Origin of the sequence: Cedecea sp. AS113 (genome assembly GCF_037152415.1) — a bacterium.
Classification (GTDB): domain Bacteria; phylum Pseudomonadota; class Gammaproteobacteria; order Enterobacterales; family Enterobacteriaceae; genus Cedecea.
This window is the reverse complement of record NZ_JBBCMI010000004.1, coordinates 207,352-227,666: the sequence shown is the minus strand read 5'-3', so window position 1 is coordinate 227,666 and position 20,315 is coordinate 207,352. Positions and strand designations below refer to the sequence as shown.

At 54.4% G+C, this 20,315-nt stretch carries 7 protein-coding genes; 1 reads left to right on the top strand and 6 read right to left on the bottom strand.

Annotation, left to right across the window (positions count from 1 at the left end):
- Positions 1-571: 571 nt before the first annotated feature.
- From WFN87_RS06865 to tonB, 4 genes are all read right to left on the bottom strand, one after another.
- Positions 572-814 (bottom strand): hypothetical protein, encoded by a 243-nt coding sequence (locus WFN87_RS06865; protein ID WP_336982321.1) that lies wholly within the window; start codon positions 812-814, stop codon positions 572-574.
- Positions 801-14,666: a hemagglutinin repeat-containing protein gene (locus tag WFN87_RS06860; protein ID WP_336982322.1), complete on the bottom strand. Its 13,866-nt coding sequence runs from the start codon at positions 14,664-14,666 to the stop codon at positions 801-803. The genes WFN87_RS06865 and WFN87_RS06860 overlap by 14 nt, the downstream gene beginning before the upstream one ends.
- Before the next feature lie 9 nt (positions 14,667-14,675).
- Entirely contained in the window at positions 14,676-16,337 is a 1,662-nt protein-coding gene (locus tag WFN87_RS06855; RefSeq protein WP_336982436.1) for a ShlB/FhaC/HecB family hemolysin secretion/activation protein, read from the bottom strand.
- Between the two features lie 285 nt (positions 16,338-16,622).
- Entirely contained in the window at positions 16,623-17,357 is a 735-nt protein-coding gene (gene tonB / locus WFN87_RS06850) for a TonB system transport protein TonB (protein ID WP_336709651.1), read from the bottom strand.
- Positions 17,358-17,572: 215 nt separating this feature from the next.
- On the opposite strand from tonB, the gene WFN87_RS06845 reads away from it, so the two are divergent.
- The gene (locus WFN87_RS06845) at positions 17,573-17,869 is read left to right on the top strand and encodes a YciI family protein (protein ID WP_008454262.1); all 297 of its coding nucleotides are present in this window, start codon (positions 17,573-17,575) and stop codon (positions 17,867-17,869) included.
- Between the two features lie 43 nt (positions 17,870-17,912).
- Here WFN87_RS06845 and WFN87_RS06840 read toward each other — a convergent pair whose 3' ends face one another.
- Complete coding sequence (locus WFN87_RS06840; protein ID WP_336709737.1) at positions 17,913-18,674, bottom strand: EAL domain-containing protein; 762 nt, start codon at positions 18,672-18,674, stop codon at positions 17,913-17,915.
- 26 nt (positions 18,675-18,700) lie between these two features.
- Positions 18,701-20,230, bottom strand: coding sequence for a sensor domain-containing diguanylate cyclase (locus tag WFN87_RS06835; protein WP_336982323.1), 1,530 nt, complete (start codon positions 20,228-20,230; stop codon positions 18,701-18,703).
- Between the last annotated feature and the right edge of the window lie 85 nt (positions 20,231-20,315).

Genomic DNA, 20,315 nt, shown 5'->3' with positions numbered 1-20,315 from the left:
TTTCCATATCATCATTGCTGATGGGCTCGCCTTCATCAACATCATAACGATTGAACGCCTGGACTATTTTTGAGTGTTAAATTTATCTATCAAATTGAAAACTATTGTAGCCGATGTAATCGCTATCCCTGCGATGAATCCAAAAACAATAGCTCTCTTTATCTGTCCATCAGGAATCAGAAAGTATCCATTCTTAATGTATATAAGGAACGATGTTCCAGCCCCTAAAAGAAAGCAAAAAAGTATACAAAAAATGCAAGAATAAATTAACAATTTGATATACGGAATCATTTTTCACGCTCTTTTTCTTTTTCAGGTTTTTTGCACTGCCGGTTTGTAAGCATCCCGGCAAAACGGACCATTCATATTTAGAGATCTTCCGGCATACTGATTATGTCCCCGGCTGACGTTCACGCTTGCCGACACGTTGCTCCCGCGCCGCTAGAGCTATAATCTATACCAACCGCCCACGCTACCGCAGTGGCTGCTGTTGTTGCCACTGATCGTTTCGGTGTTCGACGCCGAAAACAGCAGAATAAGGAACAATGAGTTCTGGTTTACTCAATTAAATCTATTTATCTTTTCGTTCTTGTAAATAAGACCTAATCCAAAGCCCAACACCCAAAATAAGACCACCAATATATCCAGATTCAAAAAATGATGAAAAAACACCTCTCCAGTTGAATAAAAAATAATCTTTTTTGGCATAAACAATTAATGATGCAAGCAGTACTGACACAGCATCAGCAACTAAGAATAAAACTAAGCAACCCAATATCAATTTAAATAATCTGATAAAGCTATTTTTTAGCATTGGCATCATCCTTTTTATCAAGAGTGTCTTTTACAGCACTTCCTGCTTTCTCACTGATGTATCCCCCGATAACTGTACCTGTTAAATCAGATACGCTATCTTTTCCAAGTTTTGAAGCGACACCTTTGATTATTTCACCTCCAACTCCACCTACAATATTACCCACCCCAGCACCAATCGAAGAGTTAGTCGGATTTTCACCCTTAATACTACTCCCAATAGCAGCACCGCCCATATTAATAGGTGTCGAGACTACAATACCTTTCCCTGTAGTCACGGCAGCAGTTATACCCGCAATAATTGCATCCACATAACTGAAAGGATCTTTCCCACTAAGCTGAACACCAGTATTAACCGCTGTACCTATTGCCACATTAGCCGCCATACCTTTCACCGTAATACCCAGTACGCTACTTCCAAACATCAGCGGTGCATCGCCAATACTGGCATTCGATTTATGGTAACCCCAGGTATTCATTATTTTTTGAGCACTGGCCATTGCCTCGGAATCAGGGCTACGCTTCATATAATTCTGACCGGACAATAGGCCTGTAACCAGTTGCTGTGCAATTGCTGACCCGTACGCCTTCTCCATTTCACTGGCATAGACGCGCAGGTAGCCCGCCAGTTCCGCCCGCTCGTTACTGTCCATTTGCGAAGGATCTTTGGTGAATTTGGATACAAGCGCATCACTGCGGCTATTCGCATTTTCCAGCATAATCAGTTCATTCGCGGTAGCTAATGTTTTATCACCGTTCTTAATTCTCTCAACTGCCTTGTCTAGTTTGTCGGATGAGGTAGCACCCAGGAGATTATTTTCAACCGCATTCTTCCCGGCCTGCGCGCCCGTGGTTGCTGACGCGGTGCTATTCCCTACCACGCCGCCAGCGATCCCTGCCGCCATGGTGCCCAGCAGACTAACGAGCTGTTTTTGGTCCTGATTCAAATCCCCAGGTTTTGTATTCGGGAACATCTCTGCGGCGATATGCCTGGCCGCCAGTTCGCCGCTGAATGCCCCCGCCGCGCCTGCCGCCGCATTGCCGCCTGAGAGCTGCGCCGCCAGAGCGCCCCAGACCGCGTGCGCCATCAGATTGGCAGGTTCATTGCCTTCAGTGGTGCCCTTAATAGCCTGCGCCATCACCGGATTCAGGCCACCCGCCAGGGCTTTATTGAAATCGCCCCCGGCGGCGCCCGCCAGAATGCCGCTCACCGACTGCGCTATCATCTGGTATTTACCGCCGATGCCGTAGTCGCCAAAGGCTTTCTGGTAGTCCTCCGTATTACGCAGTTCTGCAGCGCTCATGCTGGCGTATTTGCTATCTTTGGCACGCACGGCATCCAGCGCCTGCAGGTCGCCATAGGTGGCCACCACGCCGGTCATCTGGCCGCCGATCTCACCCACCAGCTGCGCCGTCTGCAGGCGTTTTTGCTCTTCCTCTTTGTTAAAGATCTGCCCGATACTGCCGTTGGCATGTTCAGTGTCGCGGCTCAGCGTGGCAACGTCCTGCTGCTGATTTGCCTTGTCACGAACCGTGATACTACCACCCGCCACGGCGGATTGCGTGGTGCCTTCGGCGTGACCTTTCCCGTTCATTCCGGCCAGCAGCGTGCCGACGTTCGCGAGGCCGTTAGCGGCCAGCATTGATCCGGGGAATATTTTCGTGCCACCGGACAGGCTGATACCGCTGTGGCTGACTTTATAGTCGGCTTTGTTGCCGATATCAGAGAAGCCCAGTGTCCCGGTATCGAGGCTGTTTTTATCCGCCCCGGCCCGGCTGGCTATTACCGCCCCGTTCAGCTGTGTATGGTTGCCCACGGTAATGTCAAAGCCGCCGTTTCCGGCAAAAATACCGCTTTGCTCCAGCACCGAGTCATAGGTGCTCTTCATCTTGTCCTGGCTGAGGCTGATATAGCCAGAACCACCACCGCCTCCGAAGGTGTAGCTGCCGCCTGCGGCCATGCTGGTTTGCTTGCTGTCGTAGCTATTCGAGTCCTGCTGGCTGCCGATCAGCAAGTCCCGGCCAATGTCGGCGATAACTTTATCGCCGTTGACCTGGGCCCCGTTCAGAATGGCGTCCCGGCCGCTGGTGAGCGACACCGCGCCGCCGCTGTCGAGCGTGGTTTCCGTCCAGCTGGTGCCGTTCCCTTTGTCCTTACCGTTGGCGGCGTTGACGTTGGCAAAGACGCTGAGCCCCGCCGAACCGCTGTTCACGCCGAAACCAACGCCAATCCCGCCGCCGCTGCTGCTGTTTTTGCCGGTCGTCAGCTGCGTATTGGCCGCCCCGCCCAGGACAATATCCTGGCTCGCAGAAAGCGATGTATCGCCGCCCGCTTTAAGCTGGCTGCCGCCAATCAGGATATTGCCGCTGTCCGCACTGTTTCCTTTTCCGGTGGCGGTGATGCTCAGATCATTCCCGGCCGTCAGGGTCGAGCCTTTCACTACGTCCGACTCGGCGTGCTGCTCAGATTTCGATTTTTGCGTGGTCAGGGAGACGCTTACCCGAATGCCATTGTCAGGATCTTTGTCTGCCCCCGCTTTCTGGTCGTTCAGATAGGCCTGGCCCCCGGCCAGCGCCGTTTTCGTGGCCTGCAGGGCAGCCAGTCTGCCGTCACTTTCATTTTTGGTTGTTTGGGCGGTCTCTACCGCGCTGTTGACCGCGTCTCCCACCGCCCCGGACAGCGCCACGGTCAGCCCGGTGCTCTTCTGCTCAAATTTCTCATCGCGGGTACGTTTGTCGTGCCCCGGCTCAATGAGCACGCTATCGCCAGCGACTGACAGATCCTTACTTGCGACCAGGTCGGCACCGCCAATATGCGCCGTTCCACCTGCATTGACGCTGACGTTGCCGCCGGTAGATCCTACGGTGCTGATGCTCTGGCTCTGGGTGGTGCCTTGCTCACGCAGATCGTGGGTACTTTTGCTGCTGCCGATGGTAAAACCAATCCCGCCGGTGCCCATCAGGCCGCTCTTTTTGGTCTCCTTGTAGTGCCAGGCCGTGTCAGTTTCCGTCGCAGCCACGATATCGACGTTATTGCCCGCGTTCAGCGCCACATTGCCGTCGCCCACCACGGAGGAGCCTTTCACCAGCAGATCGTTACCGGCTTTCAGCGTCACGTTGTCGCCGCTCAGCAGCGTTCCGGCTTCGCGGGTCGAGCTGGTTTCATTGATGGTGTGCGTGGTTTTGCTGCTGAGGAAACCTTTTTTGGTTTTGGTTTCTTCGTCGTAGTGGTAGTCGCTCTCGGTGGCCGTGGCCAGGTTGATATCCCGCCCTGCGCCCACGCCGATATCCCCGTGGGCCGTCACCTGCGCGGCCTCGGTGTTAACATCGCGCCCGGCAATAATTGTGGTGTTCCCGCCGCTGGCGATCTCCGTGCCCTGCTGGCGCACGGACTCGTTGATATCGACCTTTTTCTTCGCGGTGTATTGGTCGCGGTGGGTAGATTCCGCCGCCTCTAAGTTAACGTCCCTGCCGGCCTGTAAGCCGACGTTATCTTCTGCATACAGGTTGCTGGCTTTAACCGCAATATCCCAACCCGCTTGCAGATTAAGCGTTCCTCCGCTGGTGATTGAGCTACTCTGTTGAGTAATATTTTCGTTGAGATTACTACCTCGCCTTTCTCGTTCAACAAGCTGATTACTTTCAATGACAATATTATTTTGCGCTTTAAGTGCCATATTGCTGCCAGCTCTTAGAGAAGCACCGGTAACAAGAATATCCGTCCCTGCACTAAGAATGAGAGAATCGGTGGCGTTGATAGAAGCCAAAGCACCTAAATCTGTTTGTACTAACTCTAGCCCTTGCCGATTCCAGCCCTTTCCAACATTTGCCGCATCCCAAAGATTTGCCGTTGTCTTGTTAACAATTTGTCCGGACACACTTTCAAGGGCAACTTTTTGACCTGATATAGTTGAACTGACATTATTAATATCCCCCAGCGCACTGAGCTGTAGGCTACCGCCCGAGTTAATTGCCCCGCCGTTAATATTGCTGATGGCGTTCTGGCTGCTGGCGCTCAGCAGCGCTTTGCCCTGCAGCGTGCTGCCGTCGTTGGTGATATTGCCGCCGTTGAGGATCACCTGATTCCCGGCGATGACGCTGCCGTTATTCACCGTGACATCCTTCGGGGAAATATACAGTTTAGGGACCAGGACATTTTGCCCGTCGATTACCGCGTTTTCCCACCACAGGATGCTGGAATCCAGCGCCGCGACCTGGTCAGCGGACAGGCTGACACCCAGCTTAAGACCCAGTTTATCGCGAGCCTGAGCGGCATGGTCAATCAGGTACTGCATTTGCTCCAGATCGGAGCCGATGCCGTTCACGTAGCGGTTGCCGGTCTGATTCAGGATCTGATTACTGACATAGCGGGTATCAAAAGCCGCATCCCCGAGGAAACGGTAATCATATTCCGGGCGCAGGTTCAGTCGAGCCAGGAAATAATCCGAGCCCAGGAATTTATTGGTATCGGTATAAGTGGCGCGCGTTTCCTGCGGTGCGGTTGGTCCGGCCATCCCGGCAAGCTTGTAGATATCATTGAACAGGCTGTTGTCCAGCTGTCCAAGACTATCCAGCTTGGGATTGGTGACGATCAGATACGGGCTTTTCGGATCTTTATTCGCGACAAAATAGCCGTTATCGCTGGCAGGCAGCGGATAATCGCTGAGCTTAACTGGCGACCCACTGGCCGTCAGCTTCGAGGTAATATCCGAGATGTTCGTCAGTTCAATGGGGCGATAATCATAGCCCGGCGGAGGCGGTGTTTTACCTCCGCTGGATTGCGCTATCACCTGAGCGGCAGCGGCGGCAATATCATCATTTTTATGACGAGAGGGCTCGCCCGATTGCTGTTTGGTCAGCTCAACGAGCTCACCGTTTACAGGCGTTAGATTGCCACCATTCGCCTTCGAATCCGCCAGGCCCGTCGCGTTGCCCGCTAAATCGATACCTGGCCCGCCCTGCTGACTTAGATTGATATCCGCGATCTTACCGCCTGCCTGACCATAGTCCGCGCTATTCTGCGGCCGGCTATCCACGGCGGCTAATCCGCCGCTTCCGATTGGATTTTCGATGTTGCCAATCCCGGTTCCAGGCAAATTGATCATTGCCTGTGGCGCGGCCACCGTATTATTGGTGCCCGTGTTTAGATCGGTGGCCTGAGCGCCACCAGTTACACCAGGACCACCGGCTAAATTAAGCTCTGGCTTGCTGCGGCCTGGCGTGTAGCCGGCTGAATTTGAGGTGATATATGAATTATCAAACTGGTTACTAAAACTGGCATTAATATCTCCACCTGCCAGTATACTAGCCCGATAAATTTGACCATTAGTTGATGAAGCTTCAGATATTTTAGGTCTGTAAGTCGCTTCAACCGTATCACCTGATGTACTTCTGTAGCTGTCAAGCACATAAATCACCTCCCGGCTTGACATCCCCGTTTGATAACTCAGATTATCCAGACTCGTTCCGCTTAATCTGATATTCTTTTTAGCTATAATATTACTAGCCTGATTTGTTAACTGACCTGAAATTAAAGCTATATTTGCTCCTGAAGAAATCCTCGCAGCGACACCGGTGGCATCAACAGTCAAAGATTCTGTAAAATTACCACCTGGGTAAATTTCGTCCTGGAGAATATCAAAGAAAACACCAAACTTTACATACGGACCTTTATTGTCAGTACCATAACTTGCCCCCATAGGAAAAACATCACGATTGTTCTCAGAGTTTGTTGATGTTTTATTCACTACAAAATTTATATAGCCGTTAAATAAATTCCCGGTGCGAATAGAAATATCGCCATTCTGCGTTTCAATACTTCCGGAGGTGTTCACCACTTCGGCGTTGGCATTGCCCGCCGCATCACGCTGCATCCACAGGCTGTTGCCCGCCAGAATATCGCCGCGATAGTTGCGAATGCTGTTGGCAAACAGACTCATGTTATTGCCCGCATACAGCAGGGCGCTGTTGAGCAGCGTCCCGCCCGCGCTGGCAATTAAATCACCGGCGGTGCCGACGAAGCCCGCGTTGTTGATGCCGTTCTGGCTGGTCAGGCGCAGCGTCCCACCCGCCTGCACGCTACCTGCGCCGTTCAGATTCAGCTGCCCGGCATTGAGGTGGCTTTCGCCGTAGCCCGCCCGGACCTGCCCGTTATTATTCAACGTGCCTGCGGCAGAGAGCTGCACGCCCTGGCCCTGTAGCAGGCCATTGACGTTAATATCGCCCTGACTGCTGACCGCCAGCGTATTGCCGGCCGCCAGCGTGGTCAGCTGGTTGTAGCTGCCCTGGCTGTTGAGCGACAGGTTGCCCAGCGCCGCGACCTGCCCCTGCAGGCTGGTATTCCCGGCGTTGATCCCCATATTGCCCTGGCTAAGCAGCCGCGCCCCGGCAGCGCTGTTAACCTGGCTGGCCGTGATGCCCAGGTTCTGTGTGGCATACACGGTGCCGTTGTTGTCCAGTTGTCCTGGATTAACGGTTAAACTGCCCCCCTGTAACATGCCGTTATTCAGGATATAGCTGCCGCCGATCGTCCCCTGCTGCTGCGCCAGCACCGTCCCGCTGTTGCTGAGCGAGCCCGCATTCAGCATAAGTGCGAAACCCTGCACCCAGCCGCCGTTGGTAAACCCAGGCGCGTTGAGCGTAAGCAGACCGCCGCTCAGTAGCTGCCCCTGGTTGTTGCCGCGCTCACGCAGATCGATCTGGGTATTGCCGTTCCCCTGAACGGTGCCGGTGTTGGTTAGCTGCTGCGCCCCAAGATCCAGGCTGCCCTGGCTGAGCAGGACCGCATTCTGTCCGTTATCCAGGCCTCCGCTCAGCGTGCCGGTGAGGGCGGAATTCGCTTCTATACGTCCCTGATTGTTTAGTGCGGCGGCGGTGAGCGTCACCGCGTTGCCCTGAACGTGGCCGAGGTTGGTGATGATATTGGCCCCGACGGTCAGCAAACCATTGGTCAGCAGTTTCGCGCCGCTTTGCACATCCAGGTTACCGCCCAGCGAGATCCCCAGGCCTTCAACGCCGCTGATATTGCCGCTGTTATTGAGCGAGCTGCCGCTGAGAGCAAGATTTTTAGCCTGTATTTGCCCCTGGTTTGTTATTCCCGGAGCCGTAACGGTGGCCGCGTTATTGGCCGTTATGGCACCGGTATTCGTCAGGCCGGATACCAGCGCCAGATCGAGGTTGCCGGTGCTTTGCAGCGTGCCGTTATTTTGCAGTTGCAGAGCGTTCAGCTTCAGGTACTGCGCCTGCCACAGGCCGCCGTTGGTGACGTTCTGCCCGGACACCAGCATGGCGCCCTGGGTTTGCATGGCGCCGCCCAGCCGGTTGTTGATGTCCTGCTGAGGCTGCAGAGTCAGCGATTTCAGGCCAATCACCGAACCCGCGTTGTCTATCGCCCCGTTGTTGGCCGTGAGATTGCTGCCCTGAATATTGCCGCGGTTCAGCAGCGCGCCGCCGCTGAGGGTTAAGTCCCCCTCGCTCAACACTGCGCCGGTGTTGGTTAACGTTCCGGCGGTTATCTGGCTCACGCCCTGGCTGAGCAAACGCCCACCGTTGATGAGTTCGTTATCAACCTGAGCCGTCAGCCCGTTGAGGCCGAGCGCGCTGCCGCTATTGTCCCAGTTAGTCGCTTTCACGCCCAGGGTCTGGCCCTGCATAATGCCGGCATTGGCGATCTGTTGGCCATTAAGCGCCAACTGCCCCCCCGTGAGCATTCTGCCGCCGGACAAGTTATTCACCGTGGAAGCGTTAACCGTCAGATCTTGCCCCTGCATCGTGCCCTGGTTGTCCACGGTATCGGCATGGACGGTCATTCCCTGCTGAGCCAGCAGGGTTCCCTGATTGGCGAGCGTCGACAGGTTAAGCGCCAGAGCCCCGCCGGTCAGTATTCTCCCGTTATTCTGGTTCGTGACTGTCAGCGTGGATGGCGTACCCGAGGCCAGCGTCAGCGCCGTATTGCCCTGCATCAAGCCTGCGTTGTTCAGGGTATTGGTCGTTATCTCTGCGGTGTCACCTGCCAGCGTGCCCTGATTGTTAAGATTGGCCGTTTGCAGAGACAGACCTTTCTCTGCCAGCAGTTTGGCCGCGTTGCGGTTGAGGATGTTGTCGGTAAAGTTCAGCGCCAGGCTGCCGCCCTGCAGCATGCCCTGGTTATCCAGGCTCGCGCCTGACAGCGCAAGCGCCTCCTTCACGGAGATCAGGCCCAGGTTGACCATCTGCGGAATGGTCAGGTTCAGCGAGCTGCCGCTCACGATCTGCCCGTCGGCCAGGTTGTTGAGCTGCGGAGTATTCAGCGCCAGCGCAGTGTCGCCCTGGAGCACGCCCTGGTTATCAATGCGGTTGCTGCCGAGTTCGAGCTTGCCTGCGGCAATCACGCCGCCGTTAGCCAGGGTTTCGCTCAGGCCTTGCAGCGTATCTGCCGCCAGTAATTTGCCGCCGCTTTGGTTATTCAACTGTCCGGCGATATCGAGCGCTAAACTGCCCGCCGAAAGTGTACCCTGATTATTCAGGCTTCCTGCGGTGAAGGTCAGATTGTCGCGGGCCTGAACGGTGCCAGCGTTGCTCACATCATTAGCGGCAATGTCGAGCTGGCCGCCGCTCAGCAGCTTCCCGCCGCTCAGGTTATTCAGGACACGAACGGCCGGAGGTGGCGCTGCGGCAAAACTTCTCAGCAGCATGGTCTGAGGGCGATTTGCCCCTGCACCGGACAGCGACAGGCCATTATTGCCCTGCACCAGCCCACCGTTATTGAAAATGTTTACCGCCAGGCGCGCGTTATCCGCTGCCACCGCACCGCTATTGCTCAGCGACTCTCCACTGAAATCAAGCGTGCCGGTTGCCAGCAGTTTCCCTGTCGCCTGGTTGGTTAGCCCGTTTTGCAAGGCAAGAGTGAGCGTGTCCCCCTGAACGATACCGCCGTTGTCGAGGCTGGTGCCGGTGATATTCAGCCCCTGCTTAGCCAGCAGCGTGCCGCTGTTTGTCACAACGGCACTGTGGAGATCCAACCCGCTGTTGCTCTGCAGCGTTCCCCGGTTATTAAGCGTGTCGGCCCGAACACCGACCTTTGTCGCGGCCAGCACGCCATTATTATCCAGCTGGCCGGTGGAAAGCTGCAGCTCTCCCTGACTCAGCATCTGCCCGTCGTTAGTGACCGATTTATCGGTGTTAATCGACAGCCTGTCTTTGCCGGACAGCGACCCCGTATTGCTGAGATTTGTGCCCTGCAGCGTCAATGTTTGCCCCTGCAGCAATCCCTGATTGCTCAGCTGGTCGCCTTGCATATCGAGCCAGCCGCCGGTCAGCACTTTGCCTGCCGCGCCGTTGCCAAACTGAGTGGCGTTGAGCTTCAAACTGCTGTCGCCCTGCAGCAGGCCATCGTTTTGCCCCTGCAGAACAGAGAACGTGACGTTGTCACCGATAACTTGCCCGGCGTTAGTCCAGCCGTGAGCGGTCATTGCCAGCCGGTTGTCCGCCAGCAGTGAGGCTCCGGCCAGATTATTTAACTGCCCGCTCAGGTCGAAATCCAGATTTTGGGCGTCGATGGCGCCGAGGTTATCTAAACGTCCCCCGTTGAGCTGGAGGTGTTTGACTGCAGAAATGCTGCCTGCATTATTTAACACCGGCAGGGTCAAAGTGACGTCATCGCCCGCGGCCACCGTTGCCCCTTTATCGTTTTGCAGGGCAGCGGCGGTGAAGGTGAGTTTGCCGTCGGCCTGAATCAAGCCACTATTGTTTGCCTGGGCTGACCCGGCATCAATGTCCAAAGTAGAGGCTGCAATAATGCCGGCATTGCTGAGTGGCCCGGTCGTCAGGCCGAGAGTGTTCTGGCTAATCAGCCGGCCGCCGTTGTTGAACGCCCCGCCGAATAAAATATTCAGCGCGTCACGGCCAAGGATCTGCCCTGTATTTTCACCGCCGTTTTGCCCGCCGGTGAGCGTAATATTTCTCCCCTGCAGTCGGCCGGCGTTATCCAGACGCGCAGCATTCACGGCAATGCTTCCATCACTTAATAGCTGGCCAGGGCCACCGTTAGTCAGCGTCTTGCCCCGGGAGCTAATGGCCTGGTTACCCTGGAGCAATCCGTTATTGGTCAGGTCATCAACCGTCAGGGTTGTATTGTTGGCAATCAGTTTCCCGGCGTTACTGCCTTTGGCCGTTGTCACCGAGAGCGTGTTGTCGGCGAGAAGCACACCGCTGGCCTGGTTATCCAGCCCTTGCGTCAGCCCCAGGTTCAGGTCGCTGGCTTCAATGTTCCCGCTGTTGCTGAGATTGACCCCGTCGATCGTCAGCCCTTGCGCTACCGAAATCAGCCCGGCGTTGTTCAGCTCAGGGATAGACAACGACAACCCGCTGCCGCTGATAATTTTCCCCTGCGCGAGGTTGTTCAGCACCGTGGCACCCAGACGCAGCGATTTTTCGCCCTGCAACAGGCCGCCGTTGACGTTACGCTGGCTGTCGACGCTGAGATCAGATGCCGCCAGCGTGCCCTGGTTTTCGAGGCTGCCGCTGGTCAGTAGGAGTTTGTCTTTGCCGAGAATTTTACCGGTATTGGCCAGGTTATCAGTCGCGGTCAGGTTGAGGATGGACAAGCCAAGCAGCTTGCCGCTGTTGGTCATCTGGCCGGCATTGAGCGTCGCGCTGTCGGCCTGAATCTCTCCCGCATTGGTCATCTGGCGAGCGGCAAGCGTCAGCTCCCTTTCAGCCAGCACGGTGCCCCCCGTGGCATTGTTGAAGGTGTCGCCCGTGGCTTTGAGCGCGGAATCCCCTTGCAGCAAGCCCGTGTTAGTGACGTTTTGTGCATCCAGAACGGTACTGTCGGCAATTAACTGGCCGGCGTTATCTAACTCAGGTGCAGAAAGCTGCAGGTTGCGTTTTGCCACCAGCACGGCGCCGGCAAAGTTATTCACTTTGTCACGCAGTTTTAGCTGAAGATCCTGCGCTTCAATGCGGCCCCGGTTATCGAGCGTCAGCCCTTCGAGGGTTGCGCCCTGGTTAGCGGAAATCACCCCCGCGTTCACCAGGGCCTGAACGGTCACGTTCGCCCCGCCACCGCTTTGCAGCCAGCCTTCGTTGGTCACGCTCCCGGCGTTGAGATCAAACTGACCGCCGGCGATGACGCCCTGAGCGTCCGGCTGGCCGACGATGATTTTCCCTTGTGGGCCGTTATTCAGCTCCCCGCTAACGCTTGCCGTTAAGCTCTCGCTTCCGCGGGTCAGCCCGCTGTTATTCCATTGCCCTGCGCCGATAGCGAGATTTTTTCCCTGCAGGCTCCCGGCGTTATTGAAGCTGCCAGCCGTGAGCGAGAGCGCATCTTTCGCCAGCAGTGCTCCACTGGCCTGGTTGTCTACCTGCTGGCCCGCTTTCAGCGTCATCGCCTGAGATTCAATATTCCCGCTGTTAACCAGCATCAGGCTATCAATGGCCAGCCCCTGCTGAACGGAAATCAGGCCTGCATTGGTGAGCTGCGGGATGCTGAGCGCCAGGCCGCTGCCGCTGATGATTTTGCCGCCGCTTCGGTTAGCCAGGTTCGCAGCCGTTAACGTGAGATTCTGACCGCCCTGAATCAGGCCGCCGTTGTCTAGCGTGGTGCCATGCAGCGCGAGGGAGGCCGCCTCAAGCTGGCCGGTGTTTTTTAGCTGTGCCGCCGTTGCATTCAGGTTTTTCTCAGCCAGCATGCTGCCGGTGTTGGTCAGGGCGGTCTGCGCAGCGACGTCAAGCGCGGAGGCCGCTACCTGCCCGGCGTTGTTAAAGCTATCGGAGGTACTGTTCAGTCCATTGCGTGCGGTGATTTTGCCGCTTGTCTGGTTGTCGATATTCCCGACGATGGCCAGCGTCAGCGCATCGCTGTCCAGCGAGCCCCGGTTGGTAAAGTTCAGGGCATTAAGCTGTAAGTTGTTTTGCGCCAGCAGGGCACCACCGGCCTGTTGCACAATATTGTCTGCGGTGAGCAACATTGCGCCATCAGCCTGAATATTTCCGCTGGTGTCGATCTGACGGGCGCCAAGCGTAACGGTATTACCTTTGGTGCTTCCGCTGTGTGTCAGTGTGCCGGTGTTAATCACGAGCGCACCTTTTGCGGCCTGCGTACCGCTCAGCGTGAGGCTATTATTAGCCTGCAGCAGCATATTGCCTTCAGATTGCAATTGCCCGCCGGCAAGGGTTTCAAATCGCCCGCCCTTGAACGTCAGATCTTTTTGCGAGGTGATTTGCCCGGCGCTTTGTAGCTGCTGCGTAACCAGCTCAAGGTTGCCCCCGCTTGCCAGCGAGCTTCCCTGTTGGCCGTAAAACTGCTGGCTGCTTAATGCGACCGCCTGCTTACCATTCACCGTCCCCGCATTACTGAACGTTCCGGACTCAAGCGCAAGATTGCCGCTGCTCAGCAGTTGACCATTCCGGCCAATATTGAAGGTGTTGCGACTGGTCCACGCCTGGTCGGTGCCGCTGCTCAACATGCCGTCTATCCAGGCATCCCCGGTCGTGGCCGTGAGTCCTGCCCCGGCCAGCATCTGGCCGCTGTGTGTGAACGAACCGAGGTCGAGCTGGATATTACGCTGTGCCTGTACGTTCCCGCTGTTGTTGAGGCTGCTGGCTCTGGCGTTCAGGTCCCCGTTGGCCGTAATCTGGCCGCTGTTGCTTACCTGGCCAGCGGATAAAGCAATGTCTCGCCCCGCCGTCAGCTTCCCGGCATTGCCCATGTCTGCCCCCGCGCTGGCCCGGATCGCGCCGCCCGCGTTGGCCTCGCTGGCCGCGTCCATGCTTACCGCCCCGGCATTGAGAGCAATGTCATTGCCTGCGGTGAGCTGGCCGTTGTTCAGCGTCAGTTTTCCGCTGCCGTTCAGCGTGATTTCCCTGTTGCTGGCTAACTTACCGTTGGCGATGGTGATGTCAGAGCGGCTATTAACCTGCGTTGCGCCCCCACTTTTATGCTCGCCGCTCAGCACGACGCTATCCGCCTGAGCCGAGAGATCCCCGCTTGCAAGGCTGTTATTTACCACCAGCTTGCCGCTGGCATCCAGGGTGATGTCGCCCTGGCGCGCGTTCAGGTTCCCCAGGTTGACGCCCACGCCTTTGTCACTGGAAACAAGGTGAATACGATTGGCATACATGCCGCCCAGCGCGCCGGTATCCACGGCAACCACGGGCGCGGCACCTTCTCCGGCTATCGGCGTGACCGCGCCCGCGGATGAAACACGGTTGGCGCCCACGGTCACCTTAAGATCTTTGGCGTGAATACCGGCGTTGACTTCCGTTGCCCGGGCAATGATCGACAGCGCATCGGTTTTGCTGGCATCGAGGCCCTGGCCTTCGACCGTGATGGTACCTTTGCTGACATCCAGCGCCAGCAGGTTACCTGCCGCATCAAACTGAGGTTTGCCCGTGGTCAGCGTGGCATTGGGGGTATTGATAAATCCACAGCCGTTACAGGTAATGCCGTAGGGGTTAGCGACCATCACGTTGGCCGCCTTGCCCGCCACTTCGGTATAACCCTGCAGCTGTGAGCGATTGCCGCCGATGACTTCATTGATGATGCCGGTCGCTTCCTGGCCGGCCCGAAGGTTAGGGTTGTTCTGAATAATCCCCCCGAGCTGAGTTTGCGTCATCTGCCCGGTGGCGTTGTTAAGGATCAGCCCCTCTTTTCCGACGTTATAGTCCTGGAACTGGTTATGGGAAATACCTGCCTGGTTGGGCGTGGCGATGTTAACTACCGGGACGCCGTTTCCGGCCTGATCCATCTGCGTACCCGGCGTGACCGGGTTGATGGTCGCCGCCACCGCCGGAAAGACCGGCTGCCCGGCAATCAGGCAGATGATGAGGTAACTTAACAGGCGCGGCGCTAATCCAACCGGGTGCTTATCCATATTTTTACCTTAAATCGCCAGGCCCAGGCGGTAATAAATCACGAGATGATCCGGTGCCAGATAGCCCGGATAGTGAAGTGGTGTGCCAACGGTGAACTGGCTGGAGTAGAAACGCCCGGCGACAGTGAGGCCAGCGGAGGCACCCCAAAGCGTGCCGGATGCCTGCCTGTCTTCGTTGTCATTGCGCAGCCAACCGCCATCTACGGCAGCGTTCAGGCTGACTTCGCCCAGATAAGGGAAGCTGAACAGGGCATAGTTCAGTTCCTTGCGAAGATAGCCCCCGTTATCGCCGGAAAGGTATTGCTCTTTAAAGCCGCGCACGGAGCTTTCACCGCCTATCGTTAAGCGCTCGCTGCCGTAAAGTCGATCGGGCGACCATTGGCCGTAGACGCTGGTTAACCACCAAATTTTTTGCGTCAGCGGACGCTGAAAACTGCCGCTCAGGCTCCATTTTTTGAATTCGGCTTTTGGCACATCGCCCCGCTTGCCGTTATCGTTTTCGGCCCCAAACCACGGCACGCCGTGGCTGAATGACGGGTTCAGAGTTGCCACGCCGCCTGCGATTTTCTGCGTGTGGTTAAGGCCGAACTGCAGGCTGGTGAGCTTCCGGCTGCTGCTAAGCAACGGCGCATCGTTCAGGTAGTTGCGGCTAATACGGTGAGTCAGGCCGATGGAGGCGGCGGTTTTTAAGTCACCGTTTCGGTAAAGCACGCGGGAGAAGTTCAGGCGATGCGTTTCGGCTCGCCCGGTCGAACGCCACAGATAACCTTTGTTATCCAGGGTGGTGAGGTAGTCGCTCCAGCTGTAGCTGTAATCAACGAGGCTATAACCCCATGGCACGTTGACCCCGGCCTGAAAGCTTTGGGCATCATGGTCGCTGGCAAAATCGCTGCTGCGCCCACCGCTGATAAACCATTTATCAGCCAGCCCCAGCGGATTATTGGCGGTCAGCGAGGCGGTGAGCTGCCCGGTGCCGGTGCTTTTTTGCCCGCTGTTATCAAACCCGACGGCTGCGGAAAATGGAAATTCAGGCGTGGCCGTGAGATTGACAATTGATTCCCCGGCCTTCTCGCCCGGTAATATTTCAATTTGTACCGGCGTGGTGCGTAACCGGTTTATTTGCTCCATCCCCTGCTCAATATCGCGCAGGTTAAGTATTTTCCCTTCCAGTCCCGGAAACGCCATTTTTAGCTGGCGTGAAGGAGCCCCTTCAATACGAATAGCCTGCAGCCTGCCCTCCAGCACGGCAATATGCAGCGTTCCCCCCGAAAGATCCTGCTCGGTCAAAAATGCCCGGCTGGTGATATATCCGCGGCTAATATACCAGTCAGATATATCCCGGGTTAGCTGATTGATCTTCGCCATGCCGAGGCAGCGATCAATATAGGGCGTAATTAGGCGATTCCGGGCCGGGTCGGAAAGCAGCGTGGCATTTTCAATATCAATATGGCGAATGGTGAAGCAGGGTCCCTGGTCAGGTTGGGCCACAGGGCTTGCCAGTCGGGGCTGGAGGCTACGCTGGATCTCCTCTCGCTGCTGCCTGTTCTGCAACAGCAAATCCTGCTGCTGCTGGAGAATAGTGTCCCGGTCGGCAGGCGTCAGCGGCGCAGCATAGTTTAATTCGGAGTAAAAAAGCACGCACAAAAAGGCGGCCTTATAATAATGGCGCATAAAGGAAGAGTCTATTTTTGTCATTTCCTTTTAGTATGCCAGCGCAGCAATAAATAAGAAAAGTCTTAAATAAACACCCTATTAATATTAGTAGTTAATTTACCTTAAGTTTGATTATTGAATTTAAGATAAGGAATGAAATAACTCATTTATTATTTTTCTGGAATCGTTTAGCTGATGAATATTTAAACAATAATTGTCCTGCAACATTAGGCAAAACAGGTCACGAAATAAAAAAGCCACGTATTCTCATACGTGGCTTTTTTAAAAGGTGGGTGATGATTATTAATCCATGCTTGCGCCGCCGCTAATGCGGAATTTAATGTTGACGGTAATGCCCTGCCCTGGCTTCCCGCTCTCATAGCGCCACTTCTTCATCGCCTGCTTAACTTCACGTTCAAACATGTTTGCAGGCTGGGCGGAGAGGATCTCAACGTTATTCACCCGGCCATCGGCATCGACATCAAACTTCACGCGAACGTTGCCGTCCATGCGCAATGCAAAAGCTCGCGTAGGGTACTGCGGCCTGTCGCGGCTGATCGCTCGCGGCCCGGTGTTCACCGATGGTGCAGGCGATGCAGGAGCTGGTTTCGCCGCTGCCGTTGGCGCAGGCTGCACGGGCGCATTGTTTTCAAATGGAGAAGTCTGACGAGGCTCAACCGGCTTAACGTCTCGCTTCGGCTGCTCAACCTTTTTCACCGGTTTAGGCTTCGGTTTTGGCTTAGGCTCAGGCTTGTGAATAACAACGGGCGCCTCTTTCGGCGGCTCGGGTATCGGCTCTGGCTCCGGTTCGGGTTCCGCGACCGGCTGTGGCGGAGGCTGAACAACCTGAGGCTGAGGAGGCTCAAGATCAGCAGGCGCAACCATCGTGACGCTGATCGGCTGCGAAGGTGCTGGGGACTCAATAACCTGATGTACCGAGGTGTAGAGCAACCCGGCCACAACGGCACCATGAATCCCGACGGAGAGAAGAGTCGGCCACGGAAAGCGGCGAGGTAATTCCAGGGTCATTGACGTCATAATGGTTTCAGTGTCTTTCAAGAGACGACAATTTTAAATGCAAATAACAATCATATTCAACAACGCATTGCCCAAAGGCGCACTTTTTCCTGCTGTCTGCGCGAGTTTCCCGCTATTTTCTCAAGGATTTAACATCCTGTTTATCTTTCAATTGCAGTCTGCCCGAGGTTCACTTACCGTGGTTTACAACCCAACATCAAGAAGGAAGTGTGCCCGTGCTGTACGTCATTTATGCCCAAGATATTGCCGATTCACTGGAAAAGCGCCTGTCCGTTCGCCCTGCCCACCTGGCTCGCCTTCAGGTGCTGCGTGACGAAGGTCGTCTGCTGACCGCAGGCCCGATGCCGGCGGTTGACAGCAACGATCCTGGCAGCGCCGGCTTTACCGGTTCCACGGTGATTGCCGAGTTTGCGTCTCTGGAAGAGGCGAAAGCCTGGGCTGATGCAGACCCGTATATCGCCGCAGGCGTGTACGCTAAAGTTGAAGTAAAACCATACAAGAAAGTATTCTGATTTGCCTTCAGACGAGCCTGCAGGCTGCAGGCTCATTAGCGTGTTACTCTGTCAGCTGTAAATGCTTCTGGCGAAAACTGTCCTGATTCAGGGGCCGTGAGAAAAGATAACCTTGCGCCAGCCTGACATTGCTATTGAACAGCACTTGCATCTGCGAAAAGGTTTCTACCCCTTCCGCAATAACATCCACCTCTTTCTCCTGAGCACGGCGGATAATATTGAGCGTTTCTTCGCCGGATGTGGCCCTGAAGCAGGCACGGTCTAGCTTTATGAAGTCTGTTTCTAGCTGAGCCAGTCGGCTTTGAAGCTGTTCAACGCTGTGAATATCATCCCACGCAAGTAAAAAACCGGCGTCACGAAGGCGAGTGGCGTTTTCGCGCCCGGTATCATCTAGCAGAATGTTGTTGTCGGTTATCTCAAAGACAATGCGTTGCACTGGCACAGGGCGCTGAGCCACCAGCTCGACTATCCGATCGGCAAAACCAGCATCATTCAATTGAACTGGCGAAAGATTGAGGTGCAATAAATAACTCCCGTTATGCGGCACGATGACGTCCGTCATATAGCTAAATGCCGAGGAGATAACATGTTCGCCCAGCGACACAATCCCTCCGTTTTCTTCCAGTCGATTAATAAACACGTCTGGGGAGACGAGTGCCCGCCGATGCACGCCTCTAATGAGCATCTCGGCGCCGACACAGGTAAAACCTGATGTGTCGAAAATCGGCTGCAGTAACGACTCAAAAGCCATGCCGAAGTTATTCTTCATCACCCGATTAACGATGAACTCAACGCTTTTCTCCATGTAACTACTCCTTTTGGCAGGCTTCCTTAGCTGGTCGAGATCACGACTTTATTTTTTCCGCTGGATTTCGCCTTGTAGAGCAACCTGTCGGCTTTCTCAATCAGCGCTTCATAATCCTCACCTCGCCATGGGCAAACACCGCCGCTAAAGGTGACGACTAATCCTTGTTCACGCCAGAGTTTACTTTCGACCGCTTTACGCCAGCCTTCCATAATTTCCATAGCTTTAACCTGATTGTCGGAAAAATAAATAAAGGCAATTTCCTCTCCACCGTAGCGATAAAGCTTGGCGCGATCGTCCAGTAAACCCATGCCCATATCGGCAATGACCTTTAGCACCGTGTCACCGACCAGATGCCCGTAGTGATCGTTTATTTTTTTAAAGTTATCAATATCAATGATGCCAAGACTAAAAGGTGCTTCCCGGGCTAATAGGTAATTAATGTCATTATCAAAGCTACGGCGATTAAGCAACCCTGTGAGACCATCCGTTAGCGAAGCATTTTTTGCACTTTTTATTTGCTGACTGCTTTCGTTTATTTCATTCATAATTTGTTTATCGACGCCGCCTTTCATATCCAGACGGCCAAAACGCATCATCGAAATAATATCAATCACCATCGACTTTATCGATTGATGCATAAAGAACCATAATAATAGATAAATTGTCAGGCAAAAAACAAATCCGCCCAAAATGATCCAGATATAATATAAAACGGCATCATCAATGATTCTGTCTTTTACAGCATAAACAACAAACCAGTCCGGGTTTGAAAAGGAGTAGTAGTAATACTGCCTGTGACTTGCTTTATCGTGAAATGACCCCAGGCCATTTGTCATACATTGCACCACCGCCGGCGAGACAACCTCCGTGCCGATAGCATCGCTGTCTGCATCAAGCACCGCTCTTCCCTGACGGTCAACAATCGAGAAGTGCCCTGGATTCGGACTCTCCAACTGTCGTAGCGGATAGCTCATATTGATCAAATTCAGATCCATGGCGAACATCCCGTACCGCTCGCCTTTATCGTCGTGCAGCAGTTTGGCAATGGTCACTACCGGTGATTTATCAACTGCATTAGCATAAATATTCGAATAGTTCACAAAAGAACTTTTTACGCTGAGGCTTTCGTACCAGTTTCGTCCTGACAGGTCCAGGCGATTATCAACATAGGAATTTGGTATGCTATTATACTTTCCATCACGTGTGGCAATGATATAACCTGAAATAGCTGGCAACACCGCAATAGATGTTGTGAGCTGTTTCTCCAAAACTTCATTTTCAGCATTAACCAGAGCATCAACGGTTTTATTATTTAATAGGGTAGCGCTTTGCCACAATGCATTCTCTAAAGTTTTCAGCTGCTGCTCGATATAGAACATCGCAATATTATGAACAAAACCTTCGCTTTCATCATCCAACGTGTTTTTTTGATGATTATAGTTTATCCAGGCCAGCACCGAGCTAAACATCACCAGCACGGCAAGAATAATGACAAACAGAAAATTTATTCTCCTGGTATAAGAAAAATCCTTTTTAATTAAATCGCTAATCACTTATTGCGGCACCCTGTCAAGGTAAGAAAATTCCGTGAATTATGCCGTCTATTTTAATTAAAATGATGATCGCGATCATTTTAAA

Coding starts and splice junctions, on each gene's coding strand:
- WFN87_RS06855 (WP_336982436.1), bottom strand. CDS start 16,337: ATGCGCCATTATTATAAGGCCGCCTTTTTGTGCGTGCTTTTTTACTCC.
- WFN87_RS06840 (WP_336709737.1), bottom strand. CDS start 18,674: ATGGAGAAAAGCGTTGAGTTCATCGTTAATCGGGTGATGAAGAATAAC.
- WFN87_RS06865 (WP_336982321.1), bottom strand. CDS start 814: ATGCTAAAAAATAGCTTTATCAGATTATTTAAATTGATATTGGGTTGC.
- tonB (WP_336709651.1), bottom strand. CDS start 17,357: ATGACGTCAATGACCCTGGAATTACCTCGCCGCTTTCCGTGGCCGACT.
- WFN87_RS06860 (WP_336982322.1), bottom strand. CDS start 14,666: ATGGATAAGCACCCGGTTGGATTAGCGCCGCGCCTGTTAAGTTACCTC.